Here is a 16,262-nt window from a genome sequence, read left to right on the forward strand (position 1 = left end):
GCGTCACGGGAATCGCATGCGCCTCGACGTCGGGTCTCCACCGGCGCCGCGCGCCGGTCCCGTGCAGCAGCCTAGTGGGCGCGCCCCCGCGCGGTCGTGGGATATCCGCCGCTCCGGCTCACCCCGGCGGCGCGGGCGCCAGCACCTGCCAGCCGTCGGCGTGCCCGTCGTGGCGCTGGGCCAGCCCGGCCATCCGCGACCGTTCCTGCGAACAGTGCAGCGCGTCGATCGGCTGCACGCGGTGCAGCCGCAGCGGCACCAGGCCGTCGGGGCCGGGCCCGGCGGGCGCGGCGGCGGGGGAGTAGCCGTCCTGGGCGGCGATCGCGCACACCCGCTCGACCTGTCCGGCGGGCACCCGCAGGTGATGGCGCAGCACCGCCGGTGTCGCCGCGTCCAGCCCGGTCGCCCGCGCCAGCGCGGCCGAGCACGCCTCGGCGTCGTCGAAGCTCTCGGTGAGCACCACCAGGTCCGTCCGGTCCGGGTCGAGCGGGGCCGGTCCGCCGCGCCCGAACAGCCGTCGCCACATCCGCCCAGCCACGTCTTCTCCTCGTCTCAGGTTCTCCTCATCCTGGCCTGTCATGCTGGCGTCGCCGCAGCTGGGGCGCGTCGTCGAGAGCCGGTCGCCGCCCGCCGATTCCGACACAGGCGGGCAAGTTTCGTACCCGGGTACTCGCGTCGTACTACGACGAGTCATACTTACCCCTGTGACGACCGCAGTAGGGACCCCAGGATCGGCCATTACCCAGCGTGTGCACTCGCTGAACCGGCCCAACATGGTCAGCGTCGGTACCATCATCTGGCTGTCGAGCGAGCTGATGTTCTTCGCCGGCCTGTTCGCGATGTACTTCGTGGCGCGTGCCCAGGCCAACGGGAACTGGCCGCCGGAACCGACCGAGCTGAACCTCAAGCTCGCCGTGCCGGTCACGGCCGTGCTGGTGGCTTCGTCGTTCACCTGCCAGATGGGCGTGTTCGCGGCGGAGAAGGGCGACGTGTTCGGGCTGCGCCGCTGGTACTTCATCACTCTCCTGATGGGCGCGTTCTTCGTCGCCGGCCAGGGCTACGAGTACTACCACCTGGTGCACGAGGGCACGTCGATCTCGAGCAGCGCGTACGGCTCGGTGTTCTACATCACCACCGGCTTCCACGGCCTGCACGTCATCGGCGGCCTGATCGCGTTCGTCTTCCTGCTGATCCGCACCAAGGTCAGCAAGTTCACGCCCGCGCAGGCCACCGCCGCGATCGTCGTCTCGTACTACTGGCACTTCGTCGACATCGTCTGGATCGGGTTGTTCGCCACGATCTACTTCGTTCGCTGAGTCGCCGGGCCGAGCGTCCTCGCGGGACGGTCAGCTCCAACTCTTTCGCACAAGTCGGTTCCGTCTACTCCAAAGGGACACAGATGAGTTCATCTCCCCCGTCAGCGCCAGAGCCCGCCAGCCCCGGGAACGGCCAGGCCAGCAAGACCCGCAAGCAGCGCCGCGCTCGCCGTCGCGTCGCGGGCGGGCTCGCGCTCCTGGTGGGCCTGGTCGGAGCCGGCTTCCTCGCCACCGCGTTGACCCCCGAACCCCAGGTCGCCACAGCCAACCAGGACCAGTCGGCGCTGATCCGCGAGGGTAAGCAGCTCTACGAGACCTCCTGCATCACCTGCCACGGTGCCAACCTGCAGGGTGTGCCGGACCGCGGCCCCAGCCTCATCGGCGTCGGTGAGGCCGCGGTCTACTTCCAGGTGTCCTCCGGCCGCATGCCGCTGGCCGCCAACCAGGCGCAGGCCACCCGCAAGCCGCCGAAGTTCGACGCCCAGCAGATCGACGCGCTCGGCGCCTACATCGCGGCCAACGGCGGCGGCCCCACGGTCGTCCGCAACCCCGACGGTTCGATCGCCCAGGAGTCCCTGCGCGGCGACGACATCGGCCGCGGTTCGGAACTGTTCCGGATGAACTGCGCGTCGTGCCACAACTTCACCGGCCGGGGCGGCGCACTGTCGTCGGGCAAGTACGCCCCGCCGCTGGATCCGGCGAGTGAGCAGCAGATCTACACGGCCATGCTGACCGGCCCGGAGAACATGCCCAAGTTCTCCGACCGCCAGCTGACCCCCGAAGAGAAGCGCGACATCATCGCCTACATCAAGAACGCCGCCGAGGAGAACACCCCCGGTGGGTACGGGCTCGGCGGCTTCGGTCCCGCCACCGAGGGCCTGGCCATCTGGGTCGTCGGCATCGTGCTGACCGTCGGTGCGGCGATGTGGATCGGATCCCGATCATGAGCGAACAGGAGCGAGACGTGAGTCGGCCGGACGAGGGGCCAGAATTGTCGAAGAAGCCGGTGAACCCGCCGGTGGATCCGACCGAGGACGAACTGGACGCGATGACGCGCGACGAGCTCGTCGAGCTCGGTACCGCCCGCGACGGCGTCGAGGTCGTCTACCGCGGTGAGCGCTTCCCGGTCCCGGGCACCCGGGCCGAGAAGCGGGCCGAACGCCAGGTCACCTTCTGGTTCGCGGTGTCCGGTCTGGCGGCCGCCGCGCTGATCGGCGTGTTCCTGTTCTGGCCGTGGGAGTTCAAGGGCAACAAGGAGGACGGCCACGCCGCCTACTCCCTGTTCACCCCGCTGGTCGGCCTGACCTTCGGCATCTCGGTGCTGGTCATCGGCATCGCGGTGGTGCTGATCCGCAAGAAGTTCATCCCGGCCGAGATCTCCATCCAGGAACGGCACGACGGACCCTCGCCCGAGGTGGAGCGGCGCACCCTGGCCGCCGAGCTGCAGGACGCGTTGGACACCTCCACGCTGGGTCGTCGCAAGATGATCACCCGCACCGCGGGCGCCGGTGTCGGCGTGCTCGGCATCGGCGCGCTGCTGGTCTTCGTCGGCGGCATGGTCAAGAACCCGTGGGCCAAGCGCGAGAAGTCGCCGCTGTGGGTCTCGGGCTGGACCCCCGACTTCGAAGGCGAGACCGTCTACCTGCGCCGCGACACCGGTCGCCCCGAGGACATCGTGCTGGTGCGCCCCGAGGACCTGGACGCCGGCGCCATGGAGACCGTCTTCCCGTGGAAGGAGAAGTGGCGCGGGGACTCGCACGCGACCCTGCAGTCGCTGCGCGGTATCCGCAACGCCGTGATGCTCATCCGGCTGCGCACCGAGGACGCCGAGAAGGCGATCAAGCGCAAGGGCCAGGAGAGCTTCAACTTCGGTGACTACTTCGCCTACTCGAAGATCTGCACCCACCTCGGTTGCCCGACCTCGCTGTACGAGCAGCAGACCAACCGGATCCTGTGCCCCTGCCACCAGTCGCAGTTCTCGGCGACCGAATGGGGTAAGCCGATCTTCGGTCCCGCCGCTCGCGCGCTGCCGCAGCTGCCGATCACCGTCAACTCCGAGGGCTTCCTGGTCGCCAACGGCGACTTCATCGAGCCGCTCGGACCGGCCTTCTGGGAGCGTCGTTCATGAGCCCTTCAGTCGCAGCCCAAGCCAACGAGATGGACGAGCGGTATCGCGCCGCCGCGTTCGTCAAACGGTCGATCAACAAGGTCTTCCCGACCCACTGGTCGTTCCTGCTCGGTGAGATCGCGCTCTACAGCTTCATCATCCTGCTGCTGTCGGGTGTGTACCTCACGCTGTACTTCGACCCGTCGATGGCGCACGTCGTCTACGACGGCGCCTACCAGCCGCTGCGCGGCGTCGGCATGTCGCGTGCCTACGAGACGGCGCTGCAGATCTCCTTCGAGGTCCGCGGCGGCCTGTTCGTGCGCCAGGTCCACCACTGGGCCGCGCTGCTGTTCGCGGCGTCGATCATCGTCCACCTGTTCCGCATCTTCTTCACCGGCGCGTTCCGCAAGCCGCGTGAGGCGAACTGGGTCATCGGCTCGCTGCTGCTGATCCTGGCGATGTTCGAGGGCTTCTTCGGCTACTCGCTGCCCGACGATCTGCTCTCCGGTACCGGTCTGCGCGCCGCGTTCTCCGGCATCACCATCGGCATCCCGGTGATCGGCACCTGGATCCACTGGCTGATCTTCGGCGGCGACTTCCCGGGCGAGATCATCATCCCGCGCCTGTACATCGCGCACGTGCTGCTGTTCCCCGGCATCATGCTCGCGCTGATCGCCGCGCACATCGCGCTGGTCTGGTACCAGAAGCACACCCAGTTCCCCGGCCCCGGCCGCACCGAGAACAACGTGGTCGGCGCGCGCATCGTGCCGGTGTTCGCCGCCGACCAGGGTGCGTTCTTCGCCTTCACCCTCGGCATCGTGGGTCTGATGGGCGGCCTGTTCCAGATCAACCCGATCTGGAACCTCGGTCCGTACAACCCGTCGCAGGTCTCGGCCGGCTCGCAGCCCGACTTCTACATGATGTGGACCGACGGCATGGCGCGCCTGATGCCGCCGTGGGAGCTGTACCTGGGCCGCTACACCATCCCGGCCGTGTTCTGGGTCGCGCTGGTGATGGGCCTGGTGTTCACCGTGCTGATCGCCTACCCGTGGATCGAGAAGCGGCTCACCGGCGACGACGTGCACCACAACCTGCTGCAGCGTCCGCGTGACGCTCCGGTCCGCACCGCGATCGGCGCCATGGCGATCGCCTTCTACGTGGTGCTCACCCTGTCGTGCGTCAACGACATCATCGCGTTGAAGTTCGACATCTCGCTGAACGCGACCACCTGGATCGGCCGCATCGGCATGCTGGTCGCCCCGCCGCTGGCGTACTTCTTCACCTACCGGTTCTGCATCGGTCTGCAGCGCAGCGACCGGCAGGTGCTCGAGCACGGCATCGAGACCGGTGTGATCAAGCGCCTGCCGCACGGCGAGTACATCGAGGTGCACCAGCCGCTGGGCCCGGTCGACGACCACGGCCACCCGATCCCGCTGGAGTACCAGGGCGCCCCGGTGCCCAAGAAGATGAACAAGCTCGGTTCGGCGGGCAAGCCCGGCACCGGTTCGTTCCTGTTCCCCGACCCGCCGCAGGAGTCGGAGCGCAACTTCGAACTCGAGCACGCCGCCGAGCAGAAGCAGCTCGAGGCGCTGGCCAAGGCGCAGGAGAAGGCCGCGCAGGAGGTCAGGGGCGGCAGCGGCGGACACTGATCGCCCACCGCCCCGGCCTCGAAGGCCCCGAGTCGGATTCCGGCTCGGGGCCTTCCCGTGTTCCGGGGGCGATATCGCGATGTGATAGCGAAACCGCATGTCCGGGCGCCGGCCCGCGTAGGGTTCACCCCGAAGGGCGCGGGTGCACCGCGCGAGCCGAGAACACCAGGAGGAGCGGATGTCGATTATCGATAAGCTCAAGGAGTTGGTCGGCAAGAACCCCGACCGCGTCAAGGGCGGCATCGACAAGGCCGGCGACATGTTCGACCAGCGCACCGGCGGCAAGTACGCCGACCACGTGGACAAGGGCCAGCAGAAGGCCAAGGACTACCTCGACCGGCCGAATCAGCAGCCGTAGCGCACCCGCCGTCGGCCCCGGATCGCATCCCGATCCGGGGCCGACGCGTGCATCGGGTCAGCGCCGGCGCGCCGCCTCGATGGCCTCGAACTTGGCGAGGTTGTGGCGGGCGTCGGCGAGCGCGTCGTGGGCGTCCGGTGGGACCGGCGGCAGCTCCGGGCGGCCGTGGGCCTCCCAGTGCTGGCGCAGCTCGTTGGTGTAGCGCGGCAGCAAGCTCGGCAGGTCGGTCATCGAGCCCCACAGCTGGCACAGCGCCACGTGGTCGTAGGCGCCCACCCAGGCCCACAGTTCCGGCTGCACCGAGGAACGCGGGATGAGGAATTTGTAGAGCTCGTCGCGGATCTGCGCGCGACTGCGCCAGCGCGGGGAGGCGGGCGGCGGCAGCTGCGGCAGCACGTGCTTGCGCACCCACGGCCCGGCCCGCTCGGGATCGAATTCGGTGGACACCGCGTAGTATTCGCGTCCGTCCTCGCAGACGACCCCGATGGAGACCAGGTCGATGACCCGGCCGTCCTCGATGAATTCGCAGTCGTAGAAGTAGCGCAGCGAGATCGACCTCTCCTCGTCGTCGGGTCCGGGTTGTCCGGTGCGGGGACGGTTCCCCCGGACGGTCACCCTATGCGCACCGGTTGCCCGCGCCCGCGCAAGGGCCTCCACGGGTGGGTGGGGACGCACCCTCGGTGGAGGTATCTCACCCCTCCCGAGGGGTGTCGGTCGAGGCGGCGGTACGTATTCTGAACTGGTGAACTGGACCGTCGACGTACCCATCGATCGCTTGCCGGAGCTGCCGCCGCTGCCGGCCGAGCTGCGCAGGCGCCTGGACGACGCGCTGGCGCGTCCCGCGCTGCAGCAGCCGTCGTGGGACCCGGAACAGGCGGCGAAGATGCGCACCGTGCTGGAGAGTGTGCCGCCGATCTGCGTGCCCGCCGAGGTCGAGGAGCTGCGCGAGCGGCTGGCCGAGGTCGCCAGGGGCGAGGCGTTCCTGATGCAGGGCGGCGATTGCGCCGAGACGTTCGCCGACAACACCGAGCCGCACATCCGCGGCAACATCCGCACGCTGTTGCAGATGGCGGTGGTGCTCACCTACGGGGCGAGCCTGCCGGTGGTGAAGGTGGCCCGTATCGCGGGCCAGTACGCCAAGCCGCGCTCGTCCGACACCGACGCGCTCGGCCTGAAGTCCTACCGCGGCGACATGGTGAACTCGCTGGTCGCCGACGCCGCGCTGCGCGAGCACGACCCGTCGCGGCTGGTCCGCGCCTACGCCAACGCCAGCGCCGCGATGAACCTGGTGCGGGCGCTGACCAACGCGGGCATGGCCGACCTGCACAAGGTGCACGACTGGAACCGCGATTTCGTGGCGCAGTCGCCCGCGGGCGCGCGCTACGAGGCGCTGGCCGAGGAGATCGATCGTGGCCTGGCCTTCATGACCGCCTGCCGGGTGAACGACCCGAGCCTGCAGTCGGCCCGGATCTACGCCAGCCACGAGGCACTGGTGCTCGATTACGAGCGCGCCATGTTGCGGCTGAGCGACCACCCGGTGACCGGTGAGCCGCTGCTCTACGACCTGTCCGCGCACTTCCTGTGGATCGGCGAGCGCACCCGCCAGCTCGACGGCGCGCACATCGCGTTCGCCGAGCTGCTGGCCAACCCGATCGGTCTCAAGATCGGCCCGAGCACCACCCCGGAGCAGGCGGTCGAGTACGTCGAGCGGCTGGACCCGAAGAACGAACCGGGCCGGCTGACGATCGTCTCGCGCATGGGCAACACCAAGGTGCGCGACGCGCTGCCGCCGATCATCGAGAAGGTGCAGGCCACCGGCCACCAGGTGATCTGGCAGTGCGATCCGATGCACGGCAACACCCACGAGGCCTCCACCGGGTTCAAGACCCGCCACTTCGACCGGATCGTCGACGAGGTGCAGGGCTTCTTCGAGGTGCACCACGCGCTGGGCACCCATCCGGGCGGCCTGCACATCGAGCTGACCGGCGAGGACGTCACCGAATGCCTCGGTGGCGCCCAGGACATCTCCGATCTGGATCTGAGCGGCCGCTACGAGACCGCCTGCGACCCGCGCCTGAACACCCAGCAGTCGCTGGAGCTGGCGTTCCTGGTCGCGGAGATGCTGCGCTGAGACGCCCCCGCGCGGGCCGCGGAGCGCCGGCCCGCGCTCGGGGATCAGGGCAGGGCGACCAGGGTGACGGTGGTGCCCGGCTCGACCTTGCTCGACGCCGACGGACTCTGTGAGATGACCACCGAACTGTCGCGCGGGGTGAGCTGGCGGACCTGCACGTGCAGGCCGAGTTCCTCCAGCTTCGCCCGCGCCTCGGCCACGTTCTGCCCGAGCACGCCGGGGATCTTCACCGCGTTGGACACCAACAGTGTGATCGCCTGGCCGGAATCGACCGTGGTGCCGATGGCCGGCTCGGTGCCGATCACGCTGCCGGATTCGATCGCGCGGTCGTAGCGGGTGACGGTCCCACCCACACCGAGCCCGGCCGCGGTGAGCGCGGCGATGGCCTCCTCGGTGGTCTTGCCGCGCACGTCCGGCACCGGCACCGGTTGGGCGCCGTTGCTGCGGAAGATCTTGACCTGGGCGTTCATCGGCAGCACGGTGCCGGGCGCCGGGTCGACCTTCGCCAGGGTGCCCTCCGGTGCACTGCTGCCCGCCTCCCCGGCCTGCACCGGGGTGAGTCCTGCTTCGCGGATCAGATCGACGACCGTGTCGATCGCATCGCCCGGCTGCACCTGCGGCACCCGGGGTTTGCCGTTGGACACCAGCACCGCGACCGTGGAGCCCTTGGTGACCTTGGATCCGGCGGGCGGATCGCTGCCGACCACCCCGCCCACCGGAACGGTGTCGGAGGCCTTGGGCCTGGTCTCGGCGTCGAACCCGGCGGCGGCCAGGGCCAGGGTGGCCTCGTCGGTGGTGAGCCCGGCCACCGGCGGCACGGCGGCGTAGCGGCCGACGCCGAGCCACCAGCCGCCGAGGCCGACCAGCAGGGTGAGCACCGCGACGATCGCGACCCAGATCAGGGTGGTGCGCCGGGACCGCTGCCGGTCGGGGGTGTAGGGCGGATACGGCGGGGGCTGGCGGTGGGCCACCGGGCGCGGGTCGGCCGGGCCCGGATACGGCGCCGGATCGTCGTGCCGCGGATGCGGGCTCGTGACCACCTTGGTGTGCTGGGTGTGCGGCGGCGCCGGAGCCGGGGCGACCGCGACCGGGGCCGGTGTGCGCGGGCCGTCCGGGCTCGGCACGGCGCGGTAGCGGGCGCTGAGATGTTCGGCGGAGTCCTGCGGGGCGGGGACGCGATACGGCGGCAGGTTCAGCACGGCCGCGATCCGGCGGAGCTCGGCGACCATCTCGTTGGCGTCGGCGAACCGGTGCGCGGGTTCGCGTGCGGTGGCGCGGGCGACCAGCTCGTCGAATTCCGGTGGCACACCGGCGATGAACTGCCCCGGGCTCGGCACGTCCTTCTCCACCCGCTGGTAGGCCACCGAGAGGGAGTTGTCGCCGGTGAACGGCACCCGGCCGGTGAGCAGCTCGAAGATCAGAATGCCGAAGGCGTAGACGTCGCTGCGCGCATCGGCGCTGCCCGCGGTGACCTGTTCGGGGGAGAGGTAGGCGGCGGTGCCCAGGATGACGCTGGCGGAGGTGGTGTTGGCGGCGGCGACCGCGCGGACCAGGCCGAAGTCGGCGATCTTCACCTCGCCGGAATCGGAGATGAGCACGTTCTCCGGCTTGATGTCGCGGTGCACCAGGCCGTCGGCGTGGGCGACGCCGATCGCGGCCAGCACCGGTTCGGCCACCGCGCGCACCGCGTGCGGCGGCATCGGGCCGCGTTCGCGCAGCAGCTCGCGCAGTGTGCCGCCCTCCACCAATTCCATGATGAGGAACGGATGTTCGCCGTCCACGCCCTGGTCGTAGACGGCCACCAGCGAGGGGTGCTTGAGCCGGGCGACGGTGCGCGCCTCCAGCTCGAAGCGGGTGAGGAACTGCGGGTCGCCCGCGAACTTGGGGTCCATCACCTTGATGGCGACGGGGCGGTCGAGTCGGGTGTCGACGCCGCGGAAGACCATGGACATGCCGCCCCGCGCGATCGGCGCGTCAATCCGGTAGCGCCCGTCCAGCATCTGCCCGATCACGTGATGGTCCTCCGCATTCCTCGGCCGCGCTCTGCGACCCCCTGATCGTAACCATCCGCCCCGGCGGCGCCCGGTCCGTCGTCGCGCAGGGCGTGTGCCTGCGGGTTCCCGGGTGACGGGCGACGCGGCGCACCGGCTACCGTTGGGGGAGTGAGTGCATTCCCTTGCAGCGAAGACGTGCTTCCGGCGTCGGTGACCTTGTTGCCACTGCCCGAGGTGGCCGATCGGCTCGGGATCGTGGTGACCCGGGTGCATCAGATGCTGCGCGATCATCAGCTGATCGCGGTGCGCCGTGACGGCGTGGCCGGTGTGCCGGAGGTCTTCTTCGACGACAGCGGCGCGGTGGTCAAGTCGCTGCCCGGCCTGATCACGGTCATGAAGGACGCCAAGTACACCGACGAGGAGATCCTGGAGTGGATCTTCACCGACGACGAGACGCTGCCCGGTAAGCCCGTCGAGGCGTTGCACGGGCCGCTGGCGCGCGAGGTGCTGCGCCGCGCCGCCGCCGAACCGTTCTGAGCGGCGGCGCCGATCCGCGATGTCCGGCTGAGGTGCCCCGCTCACCGATGGGCGGGTGGCCTGCTCCGCACACAGCCCCTATTCGAGGTGGCTGAGCGGCCGGTCAGCGGCCGAGACCGAGTATACCCGCCGCGAATTCGCGCGCCGCGACCGCCGCGCGTCGGCGGCGCGGCACCACGGCGCGGGCGGTGAACACCGCGTAGCCGGAGTCCTCGATGCGGTCGAGGATGGCGGCGTAGAGGGCACTGGCGGTGCGGATGGCGGGGCGCACCCGCGGCGTGAGCAGGTCGACGCCCGGGGCCGCGCGACGGTAGAGGTCGCGATTCACCGCGATCAGATGCGCCAGCGCGCGACGGACCCGCGGGTCGGTGTGGCCGGTGGCGCGGCAGTGCCCGAGCAGTTCGTCGGTGACACCGAACGCGGCCAGCTCCGCGGCGGGCAGGTAGACGCGGCCGCGATCGAGATCCTCGGCGACATCGCGCAGGAAGTTGGTGAGCTGGAAGGCTTCGCCCAGCGCGGCGGCCGCGGGCTCGGCCGCGGCGCGCGGCCCCACCGTGCCCAGCACCGGCACCATCTGCAAGCCGATCGCCGCCGCCGAACCATGCATGTACTCGCGCAGCTCGGCCATGTCGGCGTAGCGAGCCCGGAACGTGGACGAGCCGGGCACGTCCATCCGCATCGAGTCGAGAAACGTCCAGAAGTGCTGCGGGGCAATCGCGTAGCGCGCGACGGTGTCGGCGAGCGCGGCCAGGACGTGCGGCCACTCGGCGGGCAATCGCGGGTCGAGCGCCGCGCGCGCCGGCCGATCGGCGTGCGTGCGGCCGTGCTCGGCTGCTGCCGGGCACGGTGCGCCCGGCGTCCTGGAGCCGTCGGCCGGCCGTGGCACATCGGTGCCGGCCGGGGCGAGGGGTGCCGCCCCCGCGCGTCCGGCGGCGTTCGAGGTCTGCCTGCCGGGCACGTCGGCGGAGGTGATCGGTGCGGCGGGCGCGTCGGGCGCTGCCGTGGCGACGGGTACGTCCGGGCGGGCGGGCGCGGCGAGGGCGGCGCGGAGCCGGTCCTCGACGACGTCCAGCGCGGCGACCGGGTCACCGCCGCCCGCCGGACCCGGCACGTCGACGATGTCGTCCACCAGGCGGGCGAAGGCGTACAGCGCGTGCACGGCGGGCCGCTGCGCCGGGGTCAGCAGGCGGGTGGCCAGGAAGTAGGTGCGGCCGTGGTCGGCGGCGATCCGGCGGCAGGTGCGATAGGCGGGCGCGAGGTCCGCCGGTGCCGGGTCGACCGGGCGGGTGCCGCTCACGCTCGGGAGACGCGGGCCGCCGACGGCGCGGGCGGCGGGTTGGCGCGCAGTCGCAGCGGGTCGACCTGGCGCAGCGAGAGCGCGGCCACCACCGCGACGAAGGTCGCCGCCGCGACATGCCAGAAGTTGTACAGGCCGATCGAGCCGTCCGGCTGGAACACCAGCATCAGCCAGGTACACACGCCCACCAACGCCATCAATGTCGTCGTCGACAGCGCGAAACCGGCGGCCAGCGCCAGCGGCCACGAGTAGTACCAGGGCAGCGCGGCGGGGGAGAGGATCACGATCGCCACGAACGCGATGAGGATGCCGAACACGGCCTCGCGCTCGCTGTGCCGGAACCGCCACCAGGTCGCCACCAGCACCACCACCAGCGCCAGCGCGCACAGCGCCCGGGTGACGGTGAGCACCGACTCCAGCCGCAACGGGGTGATCCACGTGGTCGCGTGCGCCATCACGGTGGGCAGCGAGAGCCAGTTGATGATCTTCTTCGACCCCGACAGTGCGGTCAGCCAGCCGATGCCGACACCGGCGATGGCCGAGGCCGCCACGAACACCAACGCGAACACGCTCAAGCCGAGCCCGGCGATCTTGGCGAAGGTCAGCACGGGATGCGGCATGTCCGGGGTGGCCTTGGCGGCGTCGTCGGCGGTGCCCGCGGTCGCGTCGAGGTCCCGGCCCGCGCGTTCGGCGGCGCGGCGCTCCCGTTCGTGCAGCATCCAGATCCACACCAGGAACGGCAGCGCGACGCCCGCGGTGGCCTTGATGGCGACGCCGATCGCGACCACGACGATGCCCGCGACGTGGTGGCGTTCGAGCACCAGCGCGATGCCCGCGCACATCAGCCCCACCATCAGCATCTCGTTGTGCACGCCGCCGATCAGGTGGATCAGCACCAGCGGGTTGAGCACCGCCAGCCACAGCGCCACCGTCGGCTTGCCGCCGAGATGTTTGGTCAGGTACGGCACCGCCCACATCATCAGCGCCAGGCCGGGCAGCATCACCAGCCGCAGCGCGATGGTGCCCGCGACCACGTTGTCGCCGGTGATCGCGGTGATCGCGCGGCCGAGCAGCAGGAAGACCGGACCGTAGGGCGCGGTGGTGGTGGTCCACACCGGGCTCACGTTGTCCAGCAGCACACCGGGATTGGCGACCGGGCCCACCTGGTAGGGGTCGAATCCGTCGCGCAGCAGCGCGCCCTGCGCCAGGTAGGAGTAGGCGTCGCGGCTGAACATCGGCACCGCGAACAGCAGCGGGAAGATCCAGATGCCGACGATCGCGCGCAACTCGTTGAGCGTCACGTGGCCGGGCCGCTCGCCGAAGCCGATCGTGGTGCGGCCCAGTCGCACCCAGGCGGTGATCATCAGCAACACGCCGATCCAGATCACGATCGTCGACAGCGCGTACCCGTGCCCGAACCGCAACCACGACAGGTGCAGCGCCTCGAGTAGCGGATCGCGTTTGCGGACGCTGCCCGCGCCGAAGCCGCCGAAGGTGATCATCAGCGCGCCGAGGAAGCCGAGCAGGGCCGCGTGGCCTTCGGGGCTGCGCGCGAAGTCGGCGTAGGTCTGCATCCGCGAGCGCAGGCCGGGCCGGGCGTCGAGACCGCCGGGCCCGGGACGGGAGGTCCCGGTGGAACCGCTGGTCACGGTCTCGGCGGAGGTCGCTGCGCTCGTCTCGGGGGGATGCATGTCGTGTCGGTCCCCCCGGCAAGGTCGGCGGCCGCAACCGCGAGCGAATAGGTCGGCAGACAGTTTAATGGGTGGCTGTGGACGTCAGCGGGCTGGTACGGGCCGTTTCGCCGACGAGGTGCCCGCGGGCGCCGGTGATCCGGTTTGCCGCGAGTTTCCCCGACAGCACGACGGTGGGCACGCCCACCCCCGGCGTGGTGCCGCAACCGGCCAGCACCACGTTGTCGGCGAAGGCCGGGAAGTTGCGGGTGCGGAACGGCCCGGTCTGGCGGAACAGGTGCGCCGCGGAGAACGGGCTCCCGTCCAGCATCCCCTGATCGCGCCAGGTGGCCGGGGTGTCGAGGTGGTCGACGGTGAAGTGCTCGGCGATCCCGCGGTAGCCGCGTCCCTCCAGCACCGTCAGCAGTTCGCGCAGATAGGGGCGGCCCAGCCGGTCCCAGTCCAGCGGCGCGGCGGCCAGATTCGGGCAGGGCGCCAGCAGCGAGAACGGCTCGTGCCTGCCGTCGGCGCGGTCGACGAACAGCGCGGGGTCGGTGAGCGCGGGGCGGGTCAGCAGCAGCGAGGGGTCGCTCATCAGCCGTCCGCCGCGGCGCGCGGCGATCTCGCGGAAGGTCTGCTCCCAGGCCGCGCCGAACTCGATGGTGTGGTGCGCCTGCACCGGCCAGCGCGCGGCGACCGCGGCGGGCACGGTGCCGTGCGCGACCACCGCCGACGGCGAGGCGCGCAGTCCCCGCCTGCGCCTGCCGCCGAAGCGCTCGAGCGAGCCGAGATCGGCGGTGAGCACCACCGCGTCGCACGGCACCGAGCCGCCGTCGGCCAACCGCACCCGCCGGGCCCGCCTGCCGCGGTAGTCGATGCCGGCCGCCTCGGTGCCCAACCGCAGCGTGCCGCCCGCGGCGGTGAACGCCGAGGCCATCGTCTCGGCGATGGCCCGCATTCCGCCGCGCGGGAAGTACACGCCGAGCGAGGTGTCCATGTGCGGGATGGCGCCGTAGACCGCGAGCGCGTCGGCGGGCGACATGCCCGCGTAGAGGGCCTGGAAGGTGAACAGCCGGGCCAGGCGCGCGTCGGTGAGCAGCGTGCCGACCTTCGGCCCGAGCTTGCCGAAGCCGCCGAGGCGGATCAGGTCCAGCAACGCCGCGCGTTTGGCGGGGAGCCGCACCATGTCCAGCGGGGAATCGAAGTTGGTGTCCATGAACTCGCCGAACTCGGCCCGGTAGATGCGGGCCAGCCAGCGGCGCAGCTCCCGGTAGCGGCTGGCCTCGGCGGGACCGCAGGTGCGCGCCACCTCCGCGGCCATCCGGTCGGGGTCGGCGAAGACGCGGATGTCGGAGCCGTCGGCGAAGCGGGCGTGGTAGCTCGGCGCCATCGCCAGGATGTCGAGCGGCACCGGAGCGGAGTCGACGGTGTGGCCGACCGCGGCGAGCGCGTCGGCCACCACCTCGGGCAGCGTCAGCACGGTGGCGCCGGAATCGATCTCGTAATCCGGCCCGCGGTAGCGGCCGACCCGCCCGCCCGGGTGATCGGCGCGCTCCAGCAGCGTCACCTGCCTGCCCGCCCCGGTCAGATAAAGCGCCGCGGCGAGACCGGCCAGGCCCGCGCCGATCACGACGACTCGATCGGTCGGCCCCGCAACGGTTTTCATCTGTCGACGTCCTCGCTTCCTACACCCCGCGGATTCCTGCCCCGCGCGCCCGCACCGGCGCGCTCGGTCCGCCGTCCCGTGCCTGCCGGTCGGTCGGCGGTCCACTCGCGCGACGGTACCCGCGATGCCCGGGTGACCCCGGACACGGGTGCGCTGCGGGTCAGTCCTCGGCGGACTCGTCCTCCGGCAGCGCGGAGCAGGACCGGGGCACCCGGATACCCCGCCGCGTCGGCAGCGAGGCGCCGAGGATCACCCGGCGTTCGGTGATGGCGGCCACGGCCTTGCCGCGGCGCTTGGCGGTGCTGCGCGGGGCGGGCCCGGCGCCGACAGCTATCACCCGATGGGCGGGCGCCACAACGGCTTTCATGCGGTCCTCCTGGTAGCGGCCAACGCCATCCCGCGCAGGGTCTGCTTCGCGGCGGGCGCGGCCGAACTGGTTTCCAATGCGGCAAGGCCGCGGTCGGTGAGATCGGCGATGCGGCGTTCCACATCGTCGACGGCGCCGAGATCGATGAGCACGGCGCGTAAGCGTTCCACTTCCTCGGCAGCCAGATCGGTGCCGATGCTGGTCCGCAGCAAGGATGCCGCGGCGGGATCGGTGGCGTCGGCGCGGCGCAGCGCCTCGGCGAGCAACACGGTGCGCTTGCCCTCGCGCAGGTCGTCACCGGAGGGCTTGCCGGTGACCTCGGGATCCCCGAACACCCCGAGCAGGTCGTCGCGCAGCTGGAAGGCGACGCCGATGTCGGTGCCGAAGGTCCGGTAGGCCGCGACCAGCTCGGCGTCGGCGTCGGCGATCGCGGCACCCAGGTGCAGCGGCCGTTCGACGGTGTAGGCGGCGGTCTTGTAGCGGTTGATCCGCAGCGCGGCCTCCACCGAATCGTCGCGGCCCGCCTCGCCGTTGATGTCGAGCAGCTGCCCGCCGAGCACCTCGGTGCGCATCAGCGCCCAGACCGGGGCGAAGCGGCCGATCGCGGCCGCGTCGAGGCCCGAGGCGTGCACCATGTCGTCGGCCCAGGCCAACGCGAGATCGCCGATCAGGATGGCGACGCTGACGCCGAAGTGCGCGGGGTCGCCGGTCCAGCCGCGCTCGCGGTGGCGCTGCTCGAAGTCGACGTGCACGGTCGGGAAGCGGCGGCGGGTGCGCGAGGAATCGATGATGTCGTCGTGCACCAGCGCGCAGGCCTGCACGAGTTCGAGCGCGGCACAGGCGGTGAGCACCGCGTCCGCCTCGGGAGCCGTCGGGCTGCCACCCGCACCGAGCCACCCCGTCCACGCGAACGCGGGCCGGGTGCGCTTGCCGCCGCGCAGCACGAACGCCTCCAGCGCGTCGGCGGCCTCCTCGAACACCGGGCCGAGTGCGCGGACCGCGGGACGGCGGCTGGTGAAGAAGTCGCTCAGCACCGCCTGCACGGAGGCGACGAATTCCGCGGACCCCAGGGTCGGCGCGGGCGCCCCGGCGACCGGGGTTCGTGTCGGAGTACCGGGTCCGGCGGACAGGGGAACCTCCAGGGTCACGGGTGTGGGAGCGCTGTGCGGG

Annotated in this window: 15 protein-coding genes; 7 read left to right on the top strand and 8 right to left on the bottom strand. The window is 71.3% G+C overall.

The window, feature by feature from the left end; genetic code table 11:
* Window positions 1–118: 118 nt before the first annotated feature.
* Window positions 119–580, bottom strand: coding sequence for a hypothetical protein (locus tag CRM89_RS01765; protein WP_082668722.1), 462 nt, complete (start codon window positions 578–580; stop codon window positions 119–121).
* A 124-nt stretch (window positions 581–704) separates the two neighbouring features.
* On the opposite strand from CRM89_RS01765, the gene CRM89_RS01770 reads away from it, so the two are divergent.
* From CRM89_RS01770 to CRM89_RS01790, 5 genes are all read left to right on the top strand, one after another.
* Window positions 705–1,316 carry a heme-copper oxidase subunit III gene (locus tag CRM89_RS01770; protein ID WP_011208257.1) on the top strand — a complete coding sequence of 204 codons (612 nt, stop codon included), beginning with the start codon at window positions 705–707 and terminating at the stop codon, window positions 1,314–1,316.
* Window positions 1,317–1,399: 83 nt separating this feature from the next.
* Window positions 1,400–2,263, top strand: a complete 864-nt coding sequence (locus tag CRM89_RS01775; protein ID WP_076574026.1) for a c-type cytochrome — start codon at window positions 1,400–1,402, stop codon at window positions 2,261–2,263.
* Complete coding sequence (locus CRM89_RS01780; RefSeq protein ID WP_082668646.1) at window positions 2,260–3,444, top strand: ubiquinol-cytochrome c reductase iron-sulfur subunit; 1,185 nt, start codon at window positions 2,260–2,262, stop codon at window positions 3,442–3,444. The genes CRM89_RS01775 and CRM89_RS01780 overlap by 4 nt, the downstream gene beginning before the upstream one ends.
* The gene (locus tag CRM89_RS01785) at window positions 3,441–5,072 is read left to right on the top strand and encodes a cytochrome bc complex cytochrome b subunit (protein WP_011208260.1); all 1,632 of its coding nucleotides are present in this window, start codon (window positions 3,441–3,443) and stop codon (window positions 5,070–5,072) included. Before CRM89_RS01780 ends, CRM89_RS01785 begins: the two co-directional genes overlap by 4 nt.
* A gap of 178 nt (window positions 5,073–5,250) precedes the next feature.
* Window positions 5,251–5,430 (top strand): antitoxin, encoded by a 180-nt coding sequence (locus CRM89_RS01790; protein WP_041559999.1) that lies wholly within the window; start codon window positions 5,251–5,253, stop codon window positions 5,428–5,430.
* A 57-nt stretch (window positions 5,431–5,487) separates the two neighbouring features.
* On the opposite strand, the gene CRM89_RS01795 is transcribed toward CRM89_RS01790, so the two are convergent.
* Entirely contained in the window at window positions 5,488–5,976 is a 489-nt protein-coding gene (locus tag CRM89_RS01795; RefSeq protein ID WP_041560810.1) for a polyadenylate-specific 3'-exoribonuclease AS, read from the bottom strand.
* 196 nt (window positions 5,977–6,172) lie between these two features.
* Here CRM89_RS01795 and CRM89_RS01800 point away from each other — a divergent pair, with 196 nt between their 5' ends.
* Window positions 6,173–7,561 carry a class II 3-deoxy-7-phosphoheptulonate synthase gene (locus tag CRM89_RS01800; protein WP_011208263.1) on the top strand — a complete coding sequence of 463 codons (1,389 nt, stop codon included), beginning with the start codon at window positions 6,173–6,175 and terminating at the stop codon, window positions 7,559–7,561.
* Between the two features lie 44 nt (window positions 7,562–7,605).
* On the opposite strand, the gene pknB is transcribed toward CRM89_RS01800, so the two are convergent.
* Window positions 7,606–9,573 carry a Stk1 family PASTA domain-containing Ser/Thr kinase gene (gene pknB, locus CRM89_RS01805; protein ID WP_216641954.1) on the bottom strand — a complete coding sequence of 656 codons (1,968 nt, stop codon included), beginning with the start codon at window positions 9,571–9,573 and terminating at the stop codon, window positions 7,606–7,608.
* A gap of 150 nt (window positions 9,574–9,723) precedes the next feature.
* Here pknB and CRM89_RS01810 point away from each other — a divergent pair, with 150 nt between their 5' ends.
* Window positions 9,724–10,092, top strand: a complete 369-nt coding sequence (locus CRM89_RS01810; protein WP_011208265.1) for an Rv2175c family DNA-binding protein — start codon at window positions 9,724–9,726, stop codon at window positions 10,090–10,092.
* A gap of 103 nt (window positions 10,093–10,195) precedes the next feature.
* Here CRM89_RS01810 and CRM89_RS01815 read toward each other — a convergent pair whose 3' ends face one another.
* From CRM89_RS01815 to CRM89_RS01835, 5 genes are all read right to left on the bottom strand, one after another.
* A complete protein-coding gene (locus CRM89_RS01815) occupies window positions 10,196–11,389 on the bottom strand; it encodes a phytoene/squalene synthase family protein (RefSeq protein WP_098083081.1) in 1,194 nt (397 codons plus the stop codon).
* On the bottom strand, window positions 11,386–13,080 hold the full coding sequence (locus tag CRM89_RS01820) for an alpha-(1->6)-mannopyranosyltransferase A (RefSeq protein ID WP_098083082.1): 1,695 nt from the start codon (window positions 13,078–13,080) through the stop codon (window positions 11,386–11,388). The genes CRM89_RS01815 and CRM89_RS01820 overlap by 4 nt, the downstream gene beginning before the upstream one ends.
* Window positions 13,081–13,144: 64 nt before the next feature.
* Window positions 13,145–14,725, bottom strand: a complete 1,581-nt coding sequence (gene crtI / locus CRM89_RS01825) for a phytoene desaturase family protein (RefSeq protein WP_098083083.1) — start codon at window positions 14,723–14,725, stop codon at window positions 13,145–13,147.
* A 160-nt stretch (window positions 14,726–14,885) separates the two neighbouring features.
* The gene (locus tag CRM89_RS01830; protein WP_011208269.1) at window positions 14,886–15,092 is read right to left on the bottom strand and encodes a hypothetical protein; all 207 of its coding nucleotides are present in this window, start codon (window positions 15,090–15,092) and stop codon (window positions 14,886–14,888) included.
* Entirely contained in the window at window positions 15,089–16,234 is a 1,146-nt protein-coding gene (locus CRM89_RS01835) for a polyprenyl synthetase family protein (protein ID WP_081433290.1), read from the bottom strand. Before CRM89_RS01835 ends, CRM89_RS01830 begins: the two co-directional genes overlap by 4 nt.
* Window positions 16,235–16,262: the final 28 nt, after the last annotated feature.

The organism is Nocardia sp. FDAARGOS_372, from assembly GCF_002554515.1.
Taxonomy (GTDB): Bacteria; Actinomycetota; Actinomycetes; order Mycobacteriales; family Mycobacteriaceae; genus Nocardia; species Nocardia farcinica.